Origin of the sequence: Halobacteriovorax vibrionivorans, assembly GCF_003346865.1 — a bacterium.
Lineage (GTDB): Bacteria > Bdellovibrionota > Bacteriovoracia > Bacteriovoracales > Bacteriovoracaceae > Halobacteriovorax_A > Halobacteriovorax_A vibrionivorans.
This window is the reverse complement of the sequence record NZ_QDKL01000001.1, coordinates 633,891-658,590: the sequence shown is the minus strand read 5'-3', so window position 1 is coordinate 658,590 and position 24,700 is coordinate 633,891. Positions and strand designations below refer to the sequence as shown.

At 35.8% G+C, this 24,700-nt stretch carries 25 protein-coding genes and 1 tRNA gene; 15 read left to right on the top strand and 11 right to left on the bottom strand.

From position 1 onward, the window contains the following. Window positions 1–25 precede the first annotated feature (25 nt). The 4 genes from DAY19_RS03125 to DAY19_RS03110 form a co-directional block, all read right to left on the bottom strand. Window positions 26–1,417, bottom strand: coding sequence for a hypothetical protein (locus DAY19_RS03125; protein WP_114705725.1), 1,392 nt, complete (start codon window positions 1,415–1,417; stop codon window positions 26–28). A 36-nt stretch (window positions 1,418–1,453) separates the two neighbouring features. Then, window positions 1,454–1,915: a site-specific integrase gene (locus DAY19_RS03120; RefSeq protein WP_233500241.1), complete on the bottom strand. Its 462-nt coding sequence runs from the start codon at window positions 1,913–1,915 to the stop codon at window positions 1,454–1,456. Window positions 1,916–2,017: 102 nt separating this feature from the next. After that, the gene (locus DAY19_RS03115) at window positions 2,018–2,737 is read right to left on the bottom strand and encodes a hypothetical protein (protein ID WP_114705723.1); all 720 of its coding nucleotides are present in this window, start codon (window positions 2,735–2,737) and stop codon (window positions 2,018–2,020) included. A gap of 182 nt (window positions 2,738–2,919) precedes the next feature. Then, a tRNA-His gene (locus tag DAY19_RS03110) sits at window positions 2,920–2,995 on the bottom strand. 162 nt (window positions 2,996–3,157) lie between these two features. On the opposite strand from DAY19_RS03110, the gene DAY19_RS03105 reads away from it, so the two are divergent. After that, window positions 3,158–3,760 (top strand): hypothetical protein, encoded by a 603-nt coding sequence (locus tag DAY19_RS03105; protein ID WP_114705722.1) that lies wholly within the window; start codon window positions 3,158–3,160, stop codon window positions 3,758–3,760. Window positions 3,761–3,826: 66 nt separating this feature from the next. After that, entirely contained in the window at window positions 3,827–4,561 is a 735-nt protein-coding gene (locus DAY19_RS03100) for an HAD family hydrolase (protein ID WP_158536762.1), read from the top strand. On the opposite strand, the gene DAY19_RS03095 is transcribed toward DAY19_RS03100, so the two are convergent. Then, window positions 4,536–5,609 carry an RluA family pseudouridine synthase gene (locus DAY19_RS03095; RefSeq protein WP_114705720.1) on the bottom strand — a complete coding sequence of 358 codons (1,074 nt, stop codon included), beginning with the start codon at window positions 5,607–5,609 and terminating at the stop codon, window positions 4,536–4,538. The genes DAY19_RS03100 and DAY19_RS03095 overlap by 26 nt on opposite strands. Before the next feature lie 21 nt (window positions 5,610–5,630). Then, entirely contained in the window at window positions 5,631–7,829 is a 2,199-nt protein-coding gene (locus tag DAY19_RS03090; protein WP_158536761.1) for a hypothetical protein, read from the bottom strand. An 81-nt stretch (window positions 7,830–7,910) separates the two neighbouring features. On the opposite strand from DAY19_RS03090, the gene DAY19_RS03085 reads away from it, so the two are divergent. Together DAY19_RS03085 and DAY19_RS03080 are read left to right on the top strand one after the other, a co-directional pair. Then, a complete protein-coding gene (locus DAY19_RS03085; RefSeq protein ID WP_114705718.1) occupies window positions 7,911–9,080 on the top strand; it encodes a hypothetical protein in 1,170 nt (389 codons plus the stop codon). Then, window positions 9,080–9,859, top strand: a complete 780-nt coding sequence (locus DAY19_RS03080) for a hypothetical protein (protein WP_114705717.1) — start codon at window positions 9,080–9,082, stop codon at window positions 9,857–9,859. The genes DAY19_RS03085 and DAY19_RS03080 overlap by 1 nt, the downstream gene beginning before the upstream one ends. Here DAY19_RS03080 and DAY19_RS03075 read toward each other — a convergent pair. The 4 genes from DAY19_RS03075 to DAY19_RS03060 are packed head-to-tail and all read right to left on the bottom strand — an operon-like array spanning window position 9,845 to window position 13,538. After that, the gene (locus DAY19_RS03075; RefSeq protein ID WP_114705716.1) at window positions 9,845–10,873 is read right to left on the bottom strand and encodes a bifunctional UDP-sugar hydrolase/5'-nucleotidase; all 1,029 of its coding nucleotides are present in this window, start codon (window positions 10,871–10,873) and stop codon (window positions 9,845–9,847) included. The genes DAY19_RS03080 and DAY19_RS03075 overlap by 15 nt on opposite strands. A 31-nt stretch (window positions 10,874–10,904) precedes the next feature. After that, window positions 10,905–12,053 (bottom strand): cysteine desulfurase family protein, encoded by a 1,149-nt coding sequence (locus DAY19_RS03070; RefSeq protein WP_114705715.1) that lies wholly within the window; start codon window positions 12,051–12,053, stop codon window positions 10,905–10,907. Between the two features lie 32 nt (window positions 12,054–12,085). Next, the gene (gene nadA / locus DAY19_RS03065) at window positions 12,086–13,195 is read right to left on the bottom strand and encodes a quinolinate synthase NadA (protein WP_114705714.1); all 1,110 of its coding nucleotides are present in this window, start codon (window positions 13,193–13,195) and stop codon (window positions 12,086–12,088) included. A gap of 22 nt (window positions 13,196–13,217) precedes the next feature. Further along, window positions 13,218–13,538: a rhodanese-like domain-containing protein gene (locus DAY19_RS03060; RefSeq protein ID WP_114705713.1), complete on the bottom strand. Its 321-nt coding sequence runs from the start codon at window positions 13,536–13,538 to the stop codon at window positions 13,218–13,220. A 210-nt stretch (window positions 13,539–13,748) separates the two neighbouring features. Here DAY19_RS03060 and DAY19_RS03055 point away from each other — a divergent pair, with 210 nt between their 5' ends. The 11 genes from DAY19_RS03055 (at window position 13,749) to DAY19_RS03005 (ending at window position 23,145) form a co-directional block, all read left to right on the top strand. After that, the gene (locus DAY19_RS03055; protein ID WP_158536760.1) at window positions 13,749–14,525 is read left to right on the top strand and encodes a ParA family protein; all 777 of its coding nucleotides are present in this window, start codon (window positions 13,749–13,751) and stop codon (window positions 14,523–14,525) included. Between the two features lie 101 nt (window positions 14,526–14,626). Beyond that, on the top strand, window positions 14,627–15,508 hold the full coding sequence (locus DAY19_RS03050; protein ID WP_114705711.1) for a ParB/RepB/Spo0J family partition protein: 882 nt from the start codon (window positions 14,627–14,629) through the stop codon (window positions 15,506–15,508). 207 nt (window positions 15,509–15,715) lie between these two features. Next, a complete protein-coding gene (locus DAY19_RS03045) occupies window positions 15,716–16,450 on the top strand; it encodes a hypothetical protein (RefSeq protein ID WP_120405461.1) in 735 nt (244 codons plus the stop codon). 110 nt (window positions 16,451–16,560) lie between these two features. Then, a complete protein-coding gene (locus DAY19_RS03040) occupies window positions 16,561–17,823 on the top strand; it encodes a Glu/Leu/Phe/Val family dehydrogenase (RefSeq protein WP_114705709.1) in 1,263 nt (420 codons plus the stop codon). A gap of 45 nt (window positions 17,824–17,868) precedes the next feature. Beyond that, entirely contained in the window at window positions 17,869–18,351 is a 483-nt protein-coding gene (locus DAY19_RS03035) for a hypothetical protein (protein ID WP_114705708.1), read from the top strand. A gap of 51 nt (window positions 18,352–18,402) precedes the next feature. Beyond that, window positions 18,403–18,918: a hypothetical protein gene (locus DAY19_RS03030; RefSeq protein ID WP_120405459.1), complete on the top strand. Its 516-nt coding sequence runs from the start codon at window positions 18,403–18,405 to the stop codon at window positions 18,916–18,918. Between the two features lie 77 nt (window positions 18,919–18,995). Beyond that, complete coding sequence (locus DAY19_RS03025) at window positions 18,996–19,385, top strand: LexA family protein (RefSeq protein WP_158536759.1); 390 nt, start codon at window positions 18,996–18,998, stop codon at window positions 19,383–19,385. Further along, window positions 19,386–20,672, top strand: coding sequence for a Y-family DNA polymerase (locus tag DAY19_RS03020; RefSeq protein WP_114705705.1), 1,287 nt, complete (start codon window positions 19,386–19,388; stop codon window positions 20,670–20,672). Between the two features lie 73 nt (window positions 20,673–20,745). Next, entirely contained in the window at window positions 20,746–21,423 is a 678-nt protein-coding gene (locus DAY19_RS03015; protein WP_114705704.1) for a hypothetical protein, read from the top strand. Between the two features lie 4 nt (window positions 21,424–21,427). Next, entirely contained in the window at window positions 21,428–22,396 is a 969-nt protein-coding gene (locus DAY19_RS03010) for a DUF2817 domain-containing protein (protein ID WP_158536758.1), read from the top strand. Then, the gene (locus DAY19_RS03005) at window positions 22,393–23,145 is read left to right on the top strand and encodes an alpha/beta fold hydrolase (RefSeq protein WP_114705702.1); all 753 of its coding nucleotides are present in this window, start codon (window positions 22,393–22,395) and stop codon (window positions 23,143–23,145) included. The genes DAY19_RS03010 and DAY19_RS03005 overlap by 4 nt, the downstream gene beginning before the upstream one ends. Here DAY19_RS03005 and DAY19_RS03000 read toward each other — a convergent pair. Continuing rightward, window positions 23,127–24,698, bottom strand: coding sequence for an ArnT family glycosyltransferase (locus tag DAY19_RS03000; RefSeq protein WP_114705701.1), 1,572 nt, complete (start codon window positions 24,696–24,698; stop codon window positions 23,127–23,129). The genes DAY19_RS03005 and DAY19_RS03000 overlap by 19 nt on opposite strands. Between the last annotated feature and the right edge of the window lie 2 nt (window positions 24,699–24,700).

Genomic DNA, 24,700 nt, shown 5'->3' with positions numbered 1-24,700 from the left:
TTTTCTATTGTTTGTTATATCAACTCTAGAATGATCTTTTAAATCTTCTAAAAGACATAAGGAATTGATAAATAAAATATGCATTAGTAACTTTAATTATAAAACTTAATGATTGTGAAGATACTTTACTATTAAAGGGGTCAAAGTAATCTATAACCTCTAACGGAAAGCTAAGGTAATTAAAGTTCTTGAAAAAATCTAATATAGCTAAACAGCTATAGCTATCTAAAAGAATAAGTCTATATAATAAGATCAGTAGAGCATATAGTATAAACCAGGTTGAAAGAACTTTTATCCAGTTTGATTGAAAATCAGACACTATAGAGCTTAAAAATAATGGAATATATTTATTTACTTCAGTGATTTTTGTTTTTGAATATAAGTTTAATAACCCTTTCATTTCAAGCTTGTAAAAGATATTAGCCTGTTCTGTGTCATTATTCGTAATGAAGTTAGTCTTCATATCTCTAAAATTCTCAATGGAGCTCTTTAAATCTTCTGCTGTCCTTTTTTTATCTATTGCATAGTTGAATGATGTAGGCCAGTCAATAGAGTAGCACCTAAGATTCACAAGGTTTGTGTTAATTGCCCATATTTTAGAATCAGCCTTAAACTTGATATTTCTTAGCTCTGAATTATTAAGCCTAACATTGTTAAAAAGCAATTCGGATTTTTGATTAAATACAATATTTGAAATTAGGTACTCTTCATTGGGAAGATGATTTTCAATAGATATACCTTCTTGTATGCTTAGGTTAGACATCTCAATCTTCTTAAAATCGTTAAGTGTAATGTTGTTAATACTGTTTTCTTGGTCCCAGTTTATTAACCTTAATTTTGCCTCTCTCGATTTTAAATTAATATATTTACAATTAATGTTGTAGATTTCGTACTCAAGAATATTTAAGTTTATAGATTCAAAAACGACAGCTTCTAGGTCATGTATACTAAGCGTTGATTTGAAATTCTTATCATAAGGAGAATCATCAAAGAGTATTTTGTGGAAGACACAGTTATGTAAAAAAATAGCTTTGGATCTAGTAGAAATATTAAGATTGTTTTTATTGGAATCAGTATCTGTAAAAGCTAAAAAATCTGTATGTATATTTAACGATATCTCTGTATTTGTATTTATTTTAGAAAAACTGAGAGAGTGTAATTTACCGTGAATTAAAACTTTGCTATCAAATGTACATTCATCAAATATAATGGAGTTATAATTATTCAGGTTTTTGGTTATTTTAATTTCATGGGTTCCTTTGAATGTGCAATTTATGAAGGAAATCTGATCACAGTTGTTTAAGTCCAGAAAATTAAGATCTATTTTTGAAGCATTGATTATTTCATCTTTAATTTCACCAAGTGGAGATGAATCCTTTATCTTTGAAATAAGTTCACTAGCAGTTAGCTCAGACACGTTGAATTACCTTTATAAAAAATTAATATTTATAGATTATAAGACAAAACTAAGTTTATTTGTAGCTCCAACTTCATCAATTCCCGCTACTCTAATATATCTCGCCATAGTATCAAGATCTTTCCAGCCGCATATCTTCATAACTGTCGCTGGTGGAACAGAATTTTGAAGTAGTTGTGTTGCGAAGCAGGCTCTTAGATCATGAAATCGAATAGGTGTAATATTTAAATATGTACAATAGGTTCTTAATACCTTTGCTTGATATCCATGGGCCCAGTCTCTTAATCTAGGAAGAACAAAGTTATTTTTTCTTTTAGATTGTAAGTCTCGTAACAGTTTCATTAAATCGTCATTAATTGGAATATTTCTCCAGTAGCCAGCTTTAGTTGTTTTTGTTTCTCTCGATCTCTTGTTATAAGATTTAGATACTCTGATTCTCCTGTTTTCAAAGTCTACATCGTCCCAAGTTAAAGCATATAATTCTCCATTTCGAAAAATTCTTCCAGGTGCTTTTCCGTTGACTGTGCGTAAGGAAAACTTCTGTAAGAAGATTTCTATTTATTTGAATTTAGAATTTAATAATTGTTACTAAAAGTCAGACTAAAGGGCTTCTTCCAACCTGGTTTCATCTTCCTTCATGATTTTATAAATATTGATAGCTGCGAATTGTATCCAGGTTACTCCTGTACAAAGACATGACATTACTAATACTAAATTGGGTTGGTCATTTGCTAAAATTATAGACGTAGTGAATAGAGTAAAGGCAAAGAAACTGGCTAAGTAATGTCCAATTCTTTTTCTCTTATTGCCTGCTAAGAGCTTTTTTCCAAATAGAAACACATAAGTATTAAAGCTATAAAATACTATACAGAAAACCCAATAGTAACCTTGAATAAGCTCATTTTCGATGCTTCTTATTCCTGGATTATCTTTTAAAGGAGTAGAAAATAAATAAATAGGAATCATAATTATTAAAAGTAAACCAACGAGGGCTCCGAAGAACCATATGACATTCTTTTTATTACTCTTTAGTTTCTTTTGTAGTTTAAGTCTCTCTTGTTCTTCTTTCTTTAAATCAATTATTCCCTTTTTATCGAGGAACCAGAAAATAAGGTTGAATGGAATAATGAGTACTAAGATTTTTCCATAGAAAATCGCAGCTTCTTTTGGATCTATTCCAATGTGAGGGCCCACCAGAAATAAAGCACCTAATAGGGCCAAGGATTTAAATAATCCTTTAATTATTTTATTATTTAACTTCATATGATTTATTGTATCAGTATTTTTTATTTTCTCTAAGGCTGTATAGCTGTCTGGCATAGATTAGATTTCAAAAAATATAATTGTGAAGATGCAGAGTTGGTGACCCCGCTTTGCGGCCATCGTGGCCTCGCGGGGGACCCTCATCGTGAGGGCCACCCACGACATTGCCGTAGCTACAAAACCCAATCATTCTCCACATATAAAAAAAAGCCCCTTCTTTCGAAGGGGCTTTTTTTTAATGGGGTGACCGATGGGGCTCGAACCCACGACAACCAGAATCACAATCTGGCGCTCTACCAACTGAACTACGGTCACCATAAGAATGTGGAATTATTTATAATTGATTAGGCCTTATGAGTCAACCTGTAATTCTTTTGTGTGTAAGGATTGTGCGAAGTGTCTTAGGAATTCCTTGCATATAGTTAGGACAAGGCATTAAAATGATTAAAGAGTTTACTAAAAACTAGGAAGGAATATATGAAAAAGGCGTTTCTATCATTAATGATGCTGTCACAAGCTTCAATCTTCGCTTACGGGATCGGACAATCGACAATGCCAATGCTAAGCGGATCAAAGACAATTGCTACAGAACTTACTGGAATTACATCAGATAAGGGTGGAATGGGGATGCAAGTTCGCTACACTCATAAATTAGACGAGAAATTAATCGTAGATGGTGGTCTAGGAATTTCTGGTGGTGATCGTTCACAAAGACTATTTGTTGGTGCGGACTATGAACTGTATCCAGATTATATGCAACAACCTCGTGTTTCTGTAAAAGGGATGATTGAGCGTTCTACTGAGTTTGATGAAGGTGTTACAAAGCTTTCAATTGCTCCAACAGTAACGAAGGGATTCTCTTTTTGGGGTAAAGAAGCTTATCCATATGCTTCAATTCCTCTTGGACTATCACTAAATGGTGATACTCAGAGATATGAAACAACAATGAGTCTTAACACGGGGATTAACGGACAATTACCAATTGAAGGCTTCAAGCACCTAAACGGTACAATGGAAGTTCAAGTTGGCCTAAAGGATTCATTTACAGCTTTCTTAGCTGGTGTTTCTTTTCCTCTATAATTACTTACAAAAATTTTATATAAGAAAGGGCGGCTTAATGGCCGCCTTTTTTACATGAGGCATTCGATGACAACTCCAAAGATTATACTTTCAGACTTTGACGGTACACTAACTCATCATACAGAAATGAGCAGTGAGCTTTTTGATATTTTAAATCTTGCTGAGAGTAAAAAGATCCCATTTGTTATCGTAACAGGCCGAAGTATCTCTTGGGCACATTTTCTAATCACTCACTTTTCAACACTTCCTATCGTTATCTCAGAAGGCGGAGGAGCTCTTAGTTGGCGTGATAAGAATGGACTTATTCAAAATGAATTCTTAGTTCCAGAAAGTGAGCTGGCAAAGCTTGAAGCTTTTTGTGTAAAGCTTAAAGAGAAGTATCCTAATTTAAATTTAACAAGTGATTCCTTGGGGCGAGTATCTGATCGCGCGATTGAATTATGTGATCTTGAAGATGAGAAATTTAAAAATGAAATTTGTCACCTTATGGATGAAGAGGGGATTAATTACTCAACATCTAATGTTCACTTAAACTTTTGGTGTGGAAACCTATCAAAGGCAAATGCAACAAAGGTTCTCTTTAATAAGTTCTTTTCACATCTAAATATGGAAGAAGAATCGATCTACTTTGGTGATAGTCTAAATGATCAATCAATGTTTGATAAGGTTAAGACTTCAATTGGTGTTTCTAATATTGATTCAGTTATGGATCGCTTAAGTGTAAAACCACACATTATTTTAAAGGGAAAAGAAAACGCTGGGCCAAGTGGTGTTCTTAATTACCTGAAAAATAATCTCTAGCTTTATCTTTAACAGTTTTTTCAATCTCATCTACTGGTGTTGAAAAACGCTCTTTAATTAGCGGGATGAAGTCCTTTGGAAGTGATGAGATATACATGCGATCTTCACCCTTGTAGTGAAGCTTTAGGCCGATGGCATGGAGGCAGTGACGATTGTGCTCCATCTGATCAAATTCTTCTGGTGTGGCCAAGTTATCTTTAAAGCGTTGAAACATTTCAAATGAACCAAGATAAAGCTTATCACCTAATAGTGGCAGGCCTCTAAGCATTGCGTGAACACGGATTTGATGCTGGCGTCCAGTTTGTGGAAAGGCCAGTCCAAGTACATAATCACCTTCTTTAAAAAGAATTTTAAAGTCAGTATAGGCATGCTTTCCTTCATGAGAGTTCACGGGAAAGGAGTCGATATAAACTCGCTTTAACCCTTCTTCACTAGCTCCAAGTCTTTCATCAGAAAAGAATTCTTGTGCTCCATTGTAATCTTCATTTGCTTTTGCAATAAAGAAGTAGCACTTCTTAACGCGATCATGGATGAACTCTTCACCCATTAGGTTTGCTATCTGAGGATCTTTTCCAAGCATCATTACACCTGATGTTTCACGATCAAGTCTGTGAATTGAGTGGATGGTTTTCTCATACTTTTCTTCAAACATTACTGTGGCACAGTAAAAGAGATGGCGGCCAGTTGGGTGACAGGCCATATATGGAGGCTTATTCATGACAATAAGCTCCTTGTCTTCAAAAATTATTTCAGGCTTTTCATCGAGTTCAATAAGTTCACCACGCCAATATTCGTCTTCTTGAGTTGTTCTTGTGATTCGAAAAAAGATTTTTTCTTTATAGTGGAGAGTCGTTGATGGCCTAGGCTTTCCTGGACGGTCAATGATTTGAACATCACCGGCCTTGATTCTCTTTTTCACTTCTTGGCGAGACCACGTTTCAAGATAGATCTGCATAAATTGATCCAACCTCATCCCTTGATGAGTTTCTTCAACGTAATACGTCACCTCATAGACTTGAGTCGTGAATTTCTTATTTAAGATGGCCATGTTTATCTAAGTTAATTAGTACTAGTAACGTTCTTTAATTAGATACTTTATTAACTCAAATGAACCATTCTGTGAATAACCATATGAAGATTGAAGATTATCAATAACAACCTTAATTTCTTTTTTGATATCTTCTTTCAATGGGATATGGCCTTTTACTTCTTTTCCAGACATCTCTGCTTCAAAGAAAACAAGATTCTTAGCAATCTTATGAATTACCTTCTCTTGCTCTTTTCTAAATGATTCTTTTAGACGATCTACAACTTCTGGGAAGATTTTAGTATAATCGACTTCTTCGCCTTTATTATCCAGATACCAAGCACCTAGTTTAGAAATAAGGTGAGAACGGAAGTTAGCTGCATCTTCTTTAAGATTGATATTATTTTCGAATTCTTTGATGAAGTACTCATCAGCATCTTCATACTTAGAAGTTACAACGTTTTTAATCTTTTCACCTTTAATCATGGCGTTGATATTTTCGATATATCTCTTTAAGTAATCTTCATAAGAGCGATCATCCACAAGACCTAATGACTCTCTTAACTTCTTATCAAAGTCATCAAGGGCCGCTTCATTAATTAACTCAATGAACTTTGGTGGATTATGATAATCTCCATGAGCAGACATATTAAGAAAGTCGTATTCAGACTTCTTATTGATAATTCTTTTAAAGTAGTCCAGAACTTGAATAAAAGTAATTGCCTTATTCATATCTGCCAGACGATAAATAATATTTTTAATATCCCTTGGTGAGATACCAAATTTACCTTCATAGAGATTATCGAATTCAAACTCTGATTCGATACGCTCAATATTATGTTTTAAGATTTGTGCTTGTTCTACGTCTAATCGGCCAGGGATGATTCTATCTTCAGAGTAGAGTCCGGCCTTCTCAAGTGGATTAAGAGTTGTTACGATAGCTGAAAGTTTCTTCGTATCTTCGTAGTGCTTTGTCATACAAGAGCGAATCCTAGTCATAACAGCGAACTTTGCAATGGCATCAAGAGCACCTGGCTCAAAATGAGTACGATCTTTAATACTATTGATTTGTTTTTGATAGATCTTCATTTCACTCTTGTAGTCTAAGAGATATGGTACGCGGATAAATGTAAAGCGTCCTTTAAATGAATTAAAGTCAGGGTGTTGCTTAAAGGCCGTTAAATGTACTTCATTTGATGTACCAATAAAGAAGATATCAAGCTCAGTTAAAATACCACCGAGATTAATTGATCCGGATTCCATTGTCATAAGTAGATACTTAAATGTATCCAATGGCCTTTTAAGTAGATCTGAATATTCTAGAATACCGCGATTGGCATGAATTGTTTCACCAGACATTTGAAAGAGATTTAATGACTGAAGTGAAGGTGGAAGAGATGCAAGTCTCTGATCCATTGTGATTTGTTGCATCTTTGCATCAACATGTAGTTGAGGCTCAATTGTTACAGCACTTCTCGAATAACGACGAGAGATAGTGTAGCGCTCAACTCGAATATGTTTTAAGACTTCTTCATGCTTTCCTTTGTAATTCTTAAGTAGAGCATCGTAAATCATACGATTTCTTTTTGAGAGATCACCGCGTACAAGGTAAGACTTTTCTATTTCTTCCTGCTTTTCTGGATTCTCATTAAAAGCAGAATGGATTAAATCCTTTCTAACTTCTTTTGGGATAAGTAGTAGTGGGTGATCTTTTAATTCAGATGTTAAAATAGCTGAGATATCTTTATCTTCTAATTGTGCGTAAGAGCTTAAATCAGAAGTTGTCGACGCTTGGTTTAATCCAAGATTACCTTTTATGACTGTATTAATTGGAAAGATCCAACTAAATGTATAAAGAGCTCCTTCATCTGTTTTTGAATAATCCTCAGCACCTTTCATAAGGCGTTTAACAAGTGAGCTCTTTGAAGAACCATTTGGCCCAATAAGAAGAATGAATTTATTATTAAAACCTTCTTCTGCAAAATTTCTTAGTTGCTCAATGATCTTTTCCTCAATCTTATACTGGCCAAATACTGCTGGAGCATCTTGGTCATCATGTGAGAAAACATTTAAATGTTTGTGATCATCACGGCCAAAGTAATTAACCATGTCTTGAAGGTAAGCAGAAGTTGGCCTCAATTCCTTTTCAGGAGACTTCTTAAAGAGTTCATAATACTCAAAAAATGACATGATCTCATTGCCGTTAACTTCTAAATTATTTAAGCTATCTATCCAATCCATAATAATCCTTTGAATCCTTTTAACATAAGGAAATTCTATATATAATTTTACCATTGATTGGGTGTTACACATAAGTGAGAAATGTTTAAAAAAATAATTTTAACTACTATATTAATTCTGAGTGTTGGTGTCGGGTATTGGGGCTTTACAAAGCTGCAAACAAAAAAGACTTTAAGCCCGGATCAAATCGAAGAAATAGCGTCTACTTTGAAGTTTGAGTGGGAAAATGCACGTCTTGATAAGGAAGGTCAGTGTAAAACTCTTAGTTATGTAGATGACCAATATTATCAATGTTTTCCTGAGTATCTTCAGTGCCTATTAGAAAAAAAGCTGGTGAATGTTTATCTTGATAAAAAAGTTAAGACATTATCTCTCGTTCAAGGTTATTCGTATCACCAAATGCCAAGCTTTCGTTACTATGATTTTGTTGTAAAAGCTCAAGATTATGATGAAGAATTACAACTTAGCTTTGTGGATAGTTGCCAAGAAACCTATGTGCCACAACGTTACTATCCTTTTATGGCCAATAAAAGAGAAGTTACAATTTCTTGGGATAACTTTAATCGCAATCTCTTTGTGGATAAATTTCATGTACAAAATTGGGAAGTAAAGAATTGGAAGAACTTAGCAAATGATAAGCTCTCAAAGTCTGCTTATAAAAAAATTAAGGATAAGAATCTCTACTCGTATACTTATGGATTGTCAGTTGAAGAGATGGAAGCCTATTGCCGTTTTCAAGGAAAGAGTTTACTCACTGCAAGAGTTTTTGATGCAATTTCAATTCATCCAGAAGATTTAACTGATAATACAACTAAGTACTTAAGGGCACCGCTCTATCCTTGGACAAGAAAGAATACAAAAACACTACTTAATAAGATTCAACGAATGAAAGAGTTTCATGTTGAAGAAATCAAGGAAGAAGAACGATTATCTCTTTGTGAAAAAAGTTATTCAAGTGAGTGTTTAGATCAAAATTATATACAAAAAGATAGTCGAAATGTTTCATGGGCCGGTGTTTATCAGATCTTTGGTGGGCCCTTTGAATACTTAAGAAATATCATCCACCCAAGTGAGAACTTAAAACTCTCTTCGTTCTATTTTAGCTGGCATTCTAAAGCACACCAAAATGGTATGCGCGGATATTGGGATGGTGAAGGATATGGTTTAAATAATATAGCCTTTGATCCCCTAAGAGCTGATAAATTAACTAATGATTATCGAATTGCATTTCGTTGCATGAGGAGTCTATAGTGAAATATATAGTATTTATTTTGCTTTTTATTTCATGTTGGTCACAAAAGTTTGATCTTGAAGAAAGATTGTCTCTTGCAAAGAAGATTGAATTTAATAATCAATATTTAAATAAAGGTAATATCGAACAACCAAAGAATACTTGGATTAAGATTTTTGAATTCGATAACTTTTGTGCATTTTATAAAACTCCTTTTAATAAAAAAGAGGGGATACTTCGCTACGTTTCTAAAAGTGGAAATAAGTGCCAATTTGATGAAAAAATAAAGTTTGAAGAGAATATCTCCTCTCTTAAATTCACACTATCAGCTGTTGATAAAGTCAGCCTCGATCTATTTCTTGGCGGTGAAAGAAGAAGTTATCATTTATTCAACTACCGAATGCCAAGAAAGTTTAGTGCCTTTCAAAATCAGTTAAAAAAGTCCTACTTTGATAATGTCTTCATTAGTGGTGGCCTTGAATCCTTAAAGGATAAAGTCTTAAAAGATGGCCAACTCTGTCACGGAGTTAATATAGAGTGTAAGGATGTAGTGGCAAATATTTGTGATATGTGTCCTAGTGGAAGTTATGAAGTCGTAGATTTCAATTGTAAACAAGGTGGAAGTAAGTACTGTGGAGTTAATAAGTGTGGTACAAAAAATCAACCAGCTTGTCCTCGTGGTTATAAAGTTTTAGATACAAAGCTTCCAAGCCTCTGCTTTAATGGATCTCCTGCTGGCTTTTGTGAGCCTGGCCTTGAAACATTTTGTAATGATGATGGAATTCTAGTTTGTTTGTAGGATTTTTGTCTTAAGTACCTGAGCTGGCCTAAGTTTTAGACGACTTTTTCTCACTTCTTTAATGGCATTAATGTCATCAGGAGAAATATAACAACTATTAGTTACATCATAGAAGTCAGAGCAAATCCTTACTTGTTGCGCTTCTATCTCTTTCGTTTTTGGAAAGTATCTTAAAAGAGTAATGAATTCCCCATGCCCAAGGTTAGAGATAACAGGATACTCTAGGATCTTTGTTACAGGCTCAATACTACTTCCACTAAAAACGATATCAATGGTATCTGGAGGTAGGCGCGTTAAGATTTTTTTAATGAAGCTACGATCAATTTTACAGTCTTTAAATCGGTAATCGATTTTATCACTACACTCATCATGAGCATGTAAGATAGCAATATTTATATCAGTCTGACCTTTGATCTTTCTTTTTATATTAAGGATTCTTGCAACGACATCATCAAAGAGGATTCCCTCTAAACCATCCTCATCTTTAAGTATCGGTTTATATGGAGTTAGTCCAAAGATTCCAACCTTTACACCATTTATCTCCTTAATGATTACTTCTTTATTATTAAAGCTTGAAAGGGATTCATTTGTATCGAGTGATAAGAGATTTGAATTAACAAATGGGATATTGATCTCTTTATTCTTCTGATTCTTTAAGCTAATGAGGTCATGATCTGATAAGAGAACGGCATCGTATTCTAATTCATTTATATGCTCAAGAACTTCGTCACCATCTTCTTTTGATTGACCTGCTAGAATCTGCCCACCATCGATTAATAGAATATTTCCAAGTTCACTTCTTATGGCACTGAGGTATTTTCTCTGCAGCTGTGCACCACCAAATTCTATTTTTGAACCATTTATTAGCTCGTCTTTGTGAGGTGTGAGTTGCGACTTTAAATTACCAGTATAAGCGATAATAATTGAATCTTTAGTGTTCTTAGAGAACTTCTTAGTAAGCTTTAAGGAATTATATTTTTGAGAACTCTCACTACAAGAAATGAGAGTTCCCAAAATTAAAAATATGATGAAAAGGTTTTTTGTCTTAATAACTTTTTATCTTTGATAGTTTTTCGTAAGCGTTTATTAATGCACTTTCGATTCTATCATAGAGGGCAGGATCATTACAAAGCCCTAAAGAAATTCTCACAACACCTCGACCAATATCGTCAGTTACTCCCATGGCCTTAAGAACTTTAGAAGTTTGAGGGTTATTGTCAGAACAAGCTGATGATGTTGTTACATAAATTCCTTCAGATTCAAGCTCCATTTGCACGGCCTGGCCATGGATTCCTGGCATTGAAAGGTATGATGTTGAAGAAAGCCTTGGGGCATCTTCACCAATGATAACAATTTGTGGAAACTTAGCTTTAATATTTTCTTCAAATTGTTGGCGTTTAGTATTAATGGCCTCATATTTTGGTAGATTATTCATTGCATATGTTAGGGCAACGGCAAGAGTTTCATTTCCGAGGTAGTTTTGAGTTCCACCACGAAGACCTTTTTCTTGTCCTCCACCAATAATGAGAGGTTTTAAAGTTGCTGGATCTTTAGCAAGAACTAAGCCTGAGCCTGTCATGCCACCAATTTTATGTCCGGCTACTACAGCGTAGTCAATTCCCGATTCAGCAAAGTTAAATTCAGTCTTTCCTACAAATTGAGTTGTATCACATAGGAAAGGAACACCTTTTTCTTGGCATATTTTTGCAACGTCTAAGTAAGGTTGAATAACACCAGTTTCATTATTTGCTGCCATCACCGCAACAAGTGCAGTGTCTTCATCGATATGATTAATGAGATCTTCTACATCAACAATTCCATTTGGCTTAGTTTGTAATGTATAGACTTCATGGCCGTGATTTTCTTGGTAGAAAAGAGCATTGTTTGTAACAGCTGAGTGCTCGATTCCCGAGATGATTATTTTCTTTTTTGGATTATTTAAAAGTACAGATTGAAATACAGTTGAGATACCTTCTGTCGAGCCAGAGTTAAATACAAGTTGACTCATTTGAGCACCGAGAAGCTTTGCACATACAGAGCGTGCATTTTCCATGGCCACCTTCACGCGTGTTCCAACATGGTGTGTGGCATTTGGGTTAGCAAATGGCCCCTTGTTTAGGCGGTTAATAATGTACTCCTTTACTTCATTGCAAATTGGAGCACTGCCATTGTAGTCAGCGTAAATCTCTTGCATGTTTAAATCCCTCTCTCTCTTGTGTGTAAAACCTATTTACTTAACTCAAGCATTTTATTTAATGCTTTCAATGAGTATTCCTTAGTCTTGTCATCTACTTTAATTATATTAATAGGTTTATTTTCCTTAATCGCTCTAAAGCTGGCAAGTAGCCAACGCGGTCTTACTCGATACATTGTTGTACATAAACACTGGTAAGGTGACAGTGAAGTGATTTCTTTATCTGGAAAATCATTTGCTAAACGATTAACAAGGTTAATCTCTGTTCCTACTGCAAACTTTGAGCCTGCTGGTGCTTCTTTGATCTTATTGATGATGTAAGCAGTTGAGCCGTTATCGTGTGCCGCTTGTACAACCTCAAAGTTACACTCAGGATGTACGATAACAGTTGTATCTGGTTTTTCTTTTTTTATTTGTTCTACTTGTGTTGCTGTAAAGCCTTGGTGAACTGAGCAGAATCCGTACCAAAGAATAACTTTGGCCTTATCGATTTGTTCGCTCGTTAGCCCACCATTAAGCATATTAGGGTTGTAGACAACCATTTCATCAAGTGAGATTCCTAGGTCATGACAAGTATTTCTTCCTAAGTGTTGATCTGGAAAGAATAATAGTTTTTGACCTTGATCAAAGGCCCACTTGATAATGTTTTGTGCATTTGATGAAGTACAGATTGTTCCATCGTTTTCACCAACAAATGACTTTAAAGTTGCAGCACAATTAATATAAGTAATAGGAATAATTTTATCGTTAGTTGATTTGCGCATGAAGTCCCATGCTTTATCAATCTCTTCTCGGTTTGCCATGTCGGCCATTGAACAACCTGCTTGCATATCTGGAAGGATGACGTGCTGGTCATCTCCTGTAAGCATGTCTGCAGTTTCTGCCATGAAGTGAACGCCACAGAAAATTATATATGGCTTATCCTTGAGTAGGGCCGCATCTTGAGCAAGCTTTAGCGAGTCACCTTTATAATCAGCAAACTCAATAACGTCATCTTGCTGATAGTGGTGGCCTAGAACAACAACTTCGTCCTTAAGCTCCTCTTTAATCTTTCTGAGTTCAACTAGCACTTCTTCGTCTGATAATTCTTCTTGAGAAATTATTGGACGGTGAACTTCCTCTTTTCCGAAAAGATCTAACATATTTATTCCTTTAATTTATTGATTAAGCCTTAATTGGGTAACCACTTTCTCCCCAAGCAAGGATTCCACCTTCTAGGTTGTATAAGTCTTCAAAACCTTCTTCCAGTAGAAATTGGCAAGCATTTAAACTTCTCTTTCCACTACGGCATTGAACAACAATTTTTTTACTCTTATCTTTTAAGTGATTCGCATATTGATTAGCGAAGTCTGATAGTGGAATAAAAATAGCTTCTTCAATATGACCTGCATCCCACTCATCTTGCTCTCGGCAATCCACAAGAATAAGGTCTGTATTCTTATCCATTAAATCCTTTAATTCACCAACTTCCATAAAGTTAATCATGCGTTACTCCTTTTATTAATACGACGTTTGGGAATTTAGAACATTCCTCACAAGCTGTCACCTTATGAGTAATTTACCATGTGCGTCTAAAAATAGATTTGATGGGGCTCAAATTGTTTAATCAGGTATTTGACGTTGCGTGATACTTTTCTTAACATTTTATATAGATAGTTTTTTATATTGGTCAAATGGATGACCAGGGGAGCTTACATGGAAGTTATAACGGTTGCAAATAACAAGGGTGGCGTTGGTAAAACAATGCAGTGCTACCAATTAGCGACTCACTTGGCCAATAAAGGTCACAAGGTACTTGTTATTGACCTAGATTCACAGGCCAATTTAAGTTCAACATTTAATTTACAAATTCACAGAACTCTTATTCCTGAGTGGTTAATCGGTGACGTTACTATTGAAGACGTTATGGTGCCTTCAGAAGGTAAGGGTAAATTTCATAAGAATATTACTGTTATTCCATCAAGTCGTCATATGGCCAATCTATCAAAGCTTCTGATTCTTTCAGAAGGTGAGATTAGAAAAGAAGCTGGCCGTAAGGAGAGACTGATGAGGCTAAGACTTGAGCAAATTCCAGAGGGAATGTTTGATTACGTTGTAATCGATACACCTCCAATGCTTGGTGATGAACTTATTATGGCACTTGTTGCAAGTAATAAGATTCTAATTCCAACACAGGCTCAAGATTACTCTATTGATGGTCTAGAAGAGTTAATGGATACTTTTGAAATTATCAAAGAGACTGAGAACTCTTCATTAGAATTCTCAATCATTCCATCAATGGTTAATGCGAGAAGAAAGATTGAAAAGCAAAGACTAGAAGAACTTGCTCAGTCTTTTAACATTACACCACCAATTCGTAATCTTGTTCAGATGCAAGAGTCGATTTCATTAAAGAGACCTATTTGTAAAATGGGGAAGAAGTCGCGCGGACATCAAGATTACCAAAAGCTTTGGGAATCATTAAATCTATAATATTTTGAGACACACGGATGTGTTTCGCTTTTAAAGGGGCCATGTGTGTGTGACTGGCCCTCTTTAAAAGAAAATAGTCTCAACATAGGGAAGAGGAATTTATGGCAAAAAAATTTGCTCCAAGAGTTTCTAAGAAAGAAAGAAAAACTTTAAAATTAACAGATAATCTCGATAGCTCCGTAATGGAGAGACTTTCTGGTGATCGTCTTCTACAAGGAGCGAAGCTAGATGAAGTTTACTTAAAAGAGATTGTTGTAAAAGAGCAGGTAAGAACTAAATTTAATGATAGTTCTCTAAAAGAGCTTGCTGAAAACATCAAACAAAATGGTCTAATTCAACCACTTGTTCTTCATAAGGATAAGCTTGGTCGACTAACATTAGTTTGTGGTGAGAGACGTTACCGTGCCATGTCTCTTATTGAAAAAGAGAAGTGTCCTTGTTTTATTCTTGATAAGAAGAATGAACAAGAGCTTATGGCAATTCAGTTCTCTGAGAACTCATCACGTGAAGCACTTCACTATATTGATAAGGCCGATGGTATTTTAAATTACCAAAAAGCAACGAAGGCGAGTGAGAGAAAAATTCAAGCTGCTCTTGGTATTTCAAAGTCTGAAGTTCACAGGTCTTTAATGATTGCCAAAATGGGTAAGAAAATTAAAGAAGCGGCCAAAGCTCATAATATTGAAAAGTATGTACTTCTAGAACTTGATGCTCTTGAGAAAAGCCCACTTAAAACAAAGCTAACTAAAATGCTTTATAAAGGTGAGTTAACAAAAAGAGCTGAACTTAAGAAGGCCATCAAAGATGGTGGTGTTATTAAGCCAGGTAGAAAGAAGAAAAAGCCAACTGTTCCAAAAGGACTTACGGCAAATGCATTTATTAAGACATTAAAGTCACAAGCTAAAGGTAAGAAGCTGGATAAGAAAACTCAGTCCTTACTTAATGAGCTCCTCAAAGAAACACAAAATATCGTCGATATGTAAGACATAAGCATGGCCAAGGGTGAAGCTATTCATCCTTGGCATGACCCTTGCAACTTATATTAGTAACTGAATAGTTTATTAATGTAATTTGAGGGACTTAACATGCTAAACACAGCGAAAAACAAGAGTAAAATTTCTACACAGTGTTCAAGATTTATACAGTTATCACTGCTTCTGTTCACATGTAATACACTTGCTAAAGGCGAAGTGAAAAAAGATTTAACTCTTTTTAAGTCTTTTAACCCTCGAGTTGAAGTCAAACTTCAAGAGCGTACCCCACAAAGTTTTTACGCTGATGTGGACTTTGCTCCAAAACCAGAAGATTATAAAACATTTCTCGACTATGTTTTTGTATATGATCACGCAGGTGTTCTAAAGAGGATGTCGAATCATTATCATCAAATGCAGGCAAGAGATGAATATGTTAGAAATTGGGATCTAACTTCCACAACATTTCATAAGCTCTCAACTATTGATGAGAGAAAGCGCTACTTTAATAAGAATTTTTTAAAGTATATTGATAAGAGAATTTCTGGCTCAATTAAAAGGGCAAAGAAAGGTTCAACAATGGCCCAAGTTGGTCAGATGAAAGAAACGTTAACACCAGAGTCTGAAGCACAAATTTCAGATAACTTTAAAGTTAAATTTAGAGCAAAGGTACTTAAGGGTCTTGCTATTATTAAAATCGAAAATCCATTTGTCGATGCTAATACATTTCTATCTCTATCTGATGGTCTAATGATGCAAGTAAGAAAGAATTTTAATGAAACTCGCACGATTGCCTCAGTTGATTACTATACTGCTGGAACAAATATTGAGCTTTATGTAGAACAAGGTTTAACAGACCGACTCTCTGCTAGAGCATCGGCAAAAGATATTGTTGGAGGAAGTAATGCGTCGCACGAGTTACGTTTAAATTACTCAACTCCATTCAATTTCTAATTAACCGAATTTGGCAAAAAAAGTCAGTAATTGCCCCATGCATTTACTAGCTCATCCGTTATAATTGGAGTAAATTAGGAATTATTTTACGTATAACGGAGTTAAAAAAAATGAGCAATCTTCTAGATAATCCACTATATCAGGATGCCATCGCGCAATTAGAAGAATCTGCCGCAATTATGGGACTCGATCCAAACGTTGCCGACAGACTTAAACACCCAAAAAGAGCACTTCAAGTTGCAGTTCCAATTCGTCTTGACGATGGTACTGTTAAAACTTTTCAAGGATTCAGAGTTCAACACAATATGACTCTTGGACCTGGAAAAGGTGGGGTACGTTATCATCCAGGCGTTGACCTGGCCGAAACTGCTGGTCTTGCAATGCTAATGACTTTCAAATGTGCACTTGTTGGTCTACCTCTAGGTGGAGCAAAAGGTGGAATCTGTGTTGATCCAACAAAACTTTCTCGTCAAGAACTTCAAGGTTTAACAAGAAGATACACAACAGAAATTAATACATTCATTGGTCCACAAGTAGATATCCCTGCTCCAGATATTGGAACAGACGGACAAACTATGGCGTGGATGCTTGATACTTATTCACAACTAAAAGGTTATACTGTTCCAGGTGTTGTAACAGGAAAGCCAATTACAGTTGGTGGATCTCTTGGTCGTAGTGAAGCTACAGGTAAAGGTGTTGCCTTTTGTGTAAACTTTGCTGCTAAGAAATTAGGAATGAAAATCGATACAAGCACAACTGTTGCTATTCACGGTTTTGGTAAAGTTGCCGTTCCTGCGGCCCATGATCTTGAAGCACAAGGTGCAAAGATTGTTGCGGTTTCAGATGTTTCTGGCGCAATCTATAACCCAAATGGTTTAAACATTAATGCTGCACTTGAATGGACTAAGAAAGGTGGCCTACTAGCAGACATGGATGGAGTAGAGAAAATTTCTAACGAAGAACTTTTCGCTCTTGATGTTGATATCTTAATCCCAGCTGCAATTGATGGTGTAATCACTGAAAAGAATGCACATAAAGTTAAGGCAAAGATTATTGCTGAAGGTGCTAACGGTCCACTTAATAAAGCTGCAATTGATATCGTAACTAAGAATGGTTGTTTCTTAGTTCCAGATATTCTTTGTAACGCTGGTGGTGTTATCGTTTCTTACTTTGAATGGGTTCAGGGACTTCAGAATTTCTTCTGGGATCTATCAGAGATCAATAGAAAACTTCACGATATTCTAAAAGATGCTTTTGAGAACGTTTACGAAGCTCATCAGAAATATGATATCGATATGAAAAAGGCCGCTTTCGTTGCTGCTCTTAAAAGATTAGAGAGAGCAATGAGATTTAGAGGGCTCTTCCCAGGTTAATATTTTTCTTGTAAGATAGAGGGCACTTATAAGGTGCCCTTTTTTATGCGATATATCTTACTGCTTATTCCATTCTTCGCTTTTGCCAATGTGACAAGTGAACTTGTTACGGGGGCAGACCGCAAGCTCTTCTCATACACGCAAGTATGTGAATTCTTTGGCGTAAAAGATGCCTTACTCGCTAGTAAGGAATCTTCTTCTAAAATTGACTGCATGGGCAAGTCATTTGAAATCTCTAATTTTTGTGAAAAGAAATACACAGGTAATTTAAATTATACTAAGGCGCGCTTTGATCTCGTTGATGGTAAAATTGCATGTCACTTCTCTGATACTGTCATCCTTGAACTTGTATGTAAGGGGAAGTATTCGAAGTTTTGTAAGAATACTAATGAATCTTGTAATGAGTTAAAGTCTGAGTTTGCTCACTCTCTTGATCTTTCCACTTCTATGATTCTAGAAATTTACCCACCTCGTTTAAAATGTTTCTTTCAATCAAAGTCAAAGATTCCTAATTCTACTAATTTATAACTTCCGTTAAATTTCATTCCTTGCATATATTCATCCTAATCGGAGGAGAGTATGCACAAACAAATGCTTGGGTTACTGCCATTGGGAAGTAAGGCCCATTTAACAGAGATGTATGGCTATTCATCTAAGGGGATTCCTGGCCTTGAAATAGTGGGGCTTGGTTCAAAGGGAAAGGCCATTAAAGAAAAATTTATCTTTCTATCAAAGAAGTATAATTTGAAAATTGCTCCTAAACGCTATGTACTTTGTATTGATGATAATACGGTTCTTGGCTCTCTTAGTTCTAAAGAAGAACTTTATCGCTGGCTTGAGTTACCACTTCTTATTCTCTATTGGTCCATGGCCGGTGTTCTTCCTATTCAGAACTTAAGTGATTGTCTTTGTGCAGGAAGGATTTCAACACGTGGTAAGATTGAGCCCTTTCGCTTTGATGAAACATCATCAGACTTTCTTCATCGATTGGATGACTTAAAACTTAAGGTGATCGCCAGTTACAATGATGACTTAAGAGGACTTACGTACTTTATTCCCCTTGATGAGATCATTAAGTTCCCAGATGCATCATAAGTTGTTGAATTTTAATAGACTTGGAAAGGTTTTCTTTTATCTTGTGCGTAAGTTATGCGTAAGTTATAATGAATCTTATGAACACGCACAAGAAACTTCCAGTAGCAAATTGTGGCCTCTTTGGAATCAGTGAGGACCACATTGAAAATTATCAGTCTTTAGATGAGCGCTTTGTCCAAAATCGTTCAGCGACTTTCTTCTTTGAAGCTCAAGGAGACTCGATGGAGCCATTGATTATTCCTGGTGACGTTTTGGTCATCGATCGCTCCTTAGAAGTTAAAAGTGGAAGAGTTGCTATTGTCTACTTAGATGGAGAGTTTCTATGTAAGCGTCTCATTAAGCAAGATGGGAGAGTCATCTTGCGCTCACACAATCCCTTGCATCGAGATATCACCATCACTGATGAGATGGACTTCTTGGTGTGGGGGCCAATTGTAGCAGTGGCACGCGATATGAAGGAACTTTAAATGGGAAGTCATAATAAGCAGAAGGTTTATGCTCTTGTGGATTGCAATTCATTCTTCTGTTCTTGTGAAAGGTTATTTCGGCCAGAAATTAGAAATAAACCAGTAGGGGTTTTATCAAATAATGACGGATGTTTTGTCTCTCGTACACCAGAGCTAAAGGCCCTTGGTGTAAAAATGGGAGACCCTTATTTCAAGGTAAGGAGGCTTTGTGAATCACACAATGTTCATGTTTTTTCTTCTAATTTTTCTCTGTATACAAATATCAGTGATCGGGTGATGAATGTCTTGGCCCGTTTTGCACCTTCTTTAGAAATATACTCTGTTGATGAGGCCTTTCTTGATCTAACGGGGATGGATGAAGACCTTGTGGCCTATGGCCATCGCATTAGAGAGACGGTTTTACAGTGGACTGGAATTCCTGTCAGTATTGGGATTGCACCTTCTAAAACACTTGCAAAGATTGCAAATCATATCGGCAAGAAATCAGAAAAGGCCAATGGCGTTGTCTGTCTTCTCGATGAAAGATTACAAGATGTGGCCCTTAAAAGAGTTTCTATTGAAGATGTTTGGGGGATAGGAAGAAAGAATAGTGTAAAGCTTAGGACCTTGGGAATAAAAACGGCTTATGATTTTAAGGCCTTTAAGAATATAAAAGTTATACAGCGAACTTTAACTAAACTTGGTCGTATGACTCAAGATGAGTTAAGGGGAATAACCTGTTACGAATTAGAGGAATGTCGGCCAAAGAAGAAAGAGATCCTCTGCTCTCGTACCTTTAGTGGCAGTGTTGTTGATCTTAAAAGCCTGCGAGAATCAGTTGCAAATTATGTAACTAATGCAAGTGAGAAGATGCGAGCACAGCGTAGCTTGTGTGCAACAATTGAAGTTTATTGTCATAGTGATCCACATAAATTAAATGAAGTACCTTATTACGGTAAGGATAAAGTTAAGCTTCTTGGGCCAACATCTGATACAAGAAAGATTATCAAGTATGCCTGGTCTGCACTCGATGATCTTTTTAAAATGGGTGTTTGTTTTAAAAAGGCCGGAGTTAAGCTTGGAGACTTTTCAGATGATGAGGTAATTCAACAAAGTCTCTTTGAAGAGTTAGATGATCCACGTAGCGCAAAGCTTATGAAAATTGTTGATGAAATTAACCGTCGTGAGGGGAGCGGTATGATTCGTTCAATGGCCTGCGGGGTTGATAATGATTCATGGAAGATGAGAAGAGAAAAATTATCGAGGCGTTATGTGACAGGTTGGGCCCAGTTACCAAAGTGCTCTTAACCCAAAAAAAAATTGCCGAGTGCGTTATCTTCTCTATATTGCCATAAGTCTAGGAGCTGACTATAATGGCCAAATGAGCGTATTTAAAGATCAAGTTGGAAAATTAGAAATTATAATCATGACATCAATTGCCCATATGGTTTTCTTTGGGATGTATTTTGCTGCTTCAAACCCGAATTGGTTTGCTGGAGTTTATACAGTAGAAGATGGTTTCTTGGAGATGCAGCAAGCTATTTATTTATTACTTGTTTCAATTCTATGCCTATGGCGATTCTTTAAATTAAAGGATAGTAAGTCTAAGTTATTTAAGTTTTCACTCTTGGCCTTTGCCGCTTTATTCTTCTTCGGTTTTGGAGAAGAGATAGCTTGGGGGCAGAGAATATTCGATTTAGGTTCTCCAGAGTTCTTTCAGCAATACAATACGCAAAATGATATTACATTACACAATCTAAAATTTGGTGATTTCAAAATCAATAAAGTTATCTTTGGTTTAATTGCTGGAATTATATCTGGTGTTTACGTTCTAATTTTACCAGTCCTTTATCGCACAATTGGTTTTGTACAATATATCATTGATGACTTTGCAGTACCCGTACCAAAGCTAATTCATACATTCTTCTTTCTTGCGATGTATCTTCTTTTTTTAACGATTGATCATGGTAAGAAAGGTGAAGTTATTGAGCTAGTAAGTTGTGCAATGTTCTTTGTTATCTTCTTATCCCCATATAATATAAAGACTTTTCAAAGGTAGCATCGTGAAAGACTTCGATGAGTTACATGCCATAGGTGAATTAACAAAAATCGAAGACCCACTTGTTAGATACCAAGAAATCACGAGAATTAACCACAACGGTGATAGCTTTCCAATCCATAGTTTTGAGATTGGAAGCGATGATCCAAGCGCTCCGGTATTAGCTTTATTTGGAGGAGTTCATGGACTTGAAAAAGTTGGGACTCAAGTTGTGGTAACTTACTTAACATCTTTGTTTAAGCAACTATCTTGGGATGAAGAGTTAAGAAGAAGTTTAGAAAAATATCGAATTATTTCAATCCCGCTCATTAACCCATGGGGGATGTATCATCATAGAAGATCCAATGCTAATGATGTTGATCTTATGAGAAATGCTCCTGTAAAAGCATTAGAGAAAAAGAAATTTCTCCTTTCAGGGCAAAGGCTGACGCCGAGGCTTCCTTGGTATCAAGGGCAAGAAAATGCTGCAATGGAAGAGGAGCTACAGGCCCTCGTTAATTATTGTCGTAAGAATATCTTCCAAGCAAAGAGGGCCATCTCTGTTGATTTCCACTCTGGCTTCGGACTCAAAGATCGTTTATGGTATCCCTACTCTAAGACATTGGCGCCATTTAAAAATATAACGGAAATGGAGAATTTAGAACAACTTCTAAATGAGACACATCCACACCATATCTATCAGATTGAGCCAACATCAGAAAGTTACACTATTGAAGGTGACGTATGGGATTACCTATACGATGAGTATATACAAGAAAATCCTGATGGAGTTTATATACCCTTAACATTGGAGATGGGAAGTTGGATTTGGGTTAAGAAGAATCCTTTGCAAATCTTTAGAAGAGAAGGACTTTTTAATCCGATAAAATCTCATCGTTATGATCGAACTATGAGAAGACATATCATGTTAATTAAATTCTTATTTCGCGCTGTCGGAAGTTCAAAAGCATGGGTTAAGGAGAATTCACTGTGAACTGGTTATTACTTAGAGGACTCGCTAGAGAGAGTCGCCATTGGTATAAGTTTCCTGACTATCTTCACGAGATGGATGAAACACAAAATGTTTTTGCTCTAGATTACCTTGGAGTAGGAAGTAAGAATGAAGAGAATTCACCGCTTAAAATCTCAACGTATGTTGAAGATTTAAGAAGTGATTGGCTCAAACTGAAAGAAGAGCACCCTGGAGAGTGGGGTGTCATCGGTATTTCAATGGGTGCAATGATGGCATTGGATTGGTGTGATCGCTATGAAGATGATTTTAAAAATCTTGTCCTTCTTAATACATCAACTAGAGACACTGCAAGTATCTTCCATCGCTTATCTTTTGAGGCAATTGGAACATTTTCAAAGTTAATCTTTAATAAAGACACAAGAGATCGTGAGAAGAAAGCCTTATCTCTAACTGTAAAAATGAAAGAGCTACCAGAAGATTTACTTGATGCTTACGCTGAGTTCTTTGAAGATAAGCCTTTAAGAAGAATTAATTTTTTAAGACAAGTGTTTGCAGCTTCTCACTACAAACTTCCTCAAAGTATTAAAGCAAAAACATTAGTCTTGGCCGGTAAAGAAGACAAGCTTGCTCATTATAAATGTAGTCAGGAAATTTCTCGTAAACTTGGTGCCCCACTTGAATTACATGAACAAGCAGGACACGATTTACCAATTGATGATCCAGACTGGATCATTGAAATGATGAGAAAGCATTACTTCATAAGTAAGTAGACATCTTCCTTTAGAGGCTCGTATGAACGTTGTGTCAGGGCCGCTTTTATATGACGCCATCTAGCTCGTCTTACCCATTTATTCCACTTTGCAATAACTCTGTGAGAGTCTCTTATCTCAGGTGTGATTCTTGAGATGGCAGCAATTACAACAGCGTTTTCTTTATTTAGGAAGTCTTGTACTTGATGCTTTTTAATTGGTTCAACATTCATCTCAAGAGATTGTTCGTAGAAATAAGACCTGCGATCAACAAGGGCAACCTTCTTGTCTTTGAAGAGACTTTTTGCTCCTTCAGGTACTGCTGGAATATAGAATTGTGAAATAACAATAGACCAAAGAAAGATTAAATAAAGTCCAATTGTATTGAATCCAATTAAGACATTCTTCTTTGCAATAGCAATCATTGAGGTAACGATTAGAAGTAAAAAGATAAGATTAACAGCAATCATTACACCATTTGAAAAGTATACAAGAATACAGCTGATCACTAAAAATAAAAGATTCAATGGTGTTACAAGAGCTAGAACATACTTTGATTTTTCTCGAAGAGTATCTAGATCAACTTGTAATAACAGAAATGTCATAAAAAATGGCACTGCTGGAATTGCATAGTGATGAGATCTCTGTGAAGGTATAAGCCATACGACAAAGAAGCACACAAAGTGAAAGAAGAAATAATATGTTTCTTTATTAAGGCCTTTAAAGCTTTCCTTTAATTTATTCCAAGTCAGAGGAAGAATTAATACCCATGGTAGAGTATAAAGAAATAGCCCTTGAAATACCTTATACATTGGCATTGGAACTTTTCCGAATTTTCCAAGGTTCTCCCTTACAAAGAAGTAGTTAAAGAATTCTTCCTTGTAGCTTAGGTAACTTGCAAAATACCAAGAGCAACTAAGAATCGTTATGGCCAAGAAGTAGAAAAAGCATTCTTTGATAATGAACTTTTTATCTTTCTTGTATAGAAATAGTTGATAACAGCTCATCGCAAGAAAGCTCATGACAATAGTTACGGGGCCTTTTATTAAAGCACCAGCTCCACCAAATAATATTGCTAAGATAAAACTCTTTTTAGATTTGTCTTTTATATAATCAAAAAGAAAAAGCGAACTAATAAATGGAAGCAGTGAAAGTGATGTCTCCATCATGAAAGTACGGCCAAACTTAATTGCACCATAGCCTCCTAAGAAGAAGGCGAGGGTTAAGAGCGGCTCAATTCGAAATCTTCTCTTTAACCAGCCGGCAGTAAAGACTGCTAGAATAATCGTTAAGATTGCTTGAGAAGCGCGGGCCCCCGTCAGAGATGATTCACCCATTAGTGCATAAAGTGGAAATGGCATCCAAAAATGAAATGGCGGTTTTGACCAATGTCTTTCTCCTCTATAGTGAGGTGTCATTATATTATTGGTGTCATACATCTCTTGTGAAATTTGGACATATAATGATTCAGTTCCCTGGCGAGGTGCACTGAGGTTTCCAATATCCCATAGGTAAAAAATTGAAAATAAAATAGTAAAGATAATAAATAAATTCTTGTTTGATACTTTTTGCATAT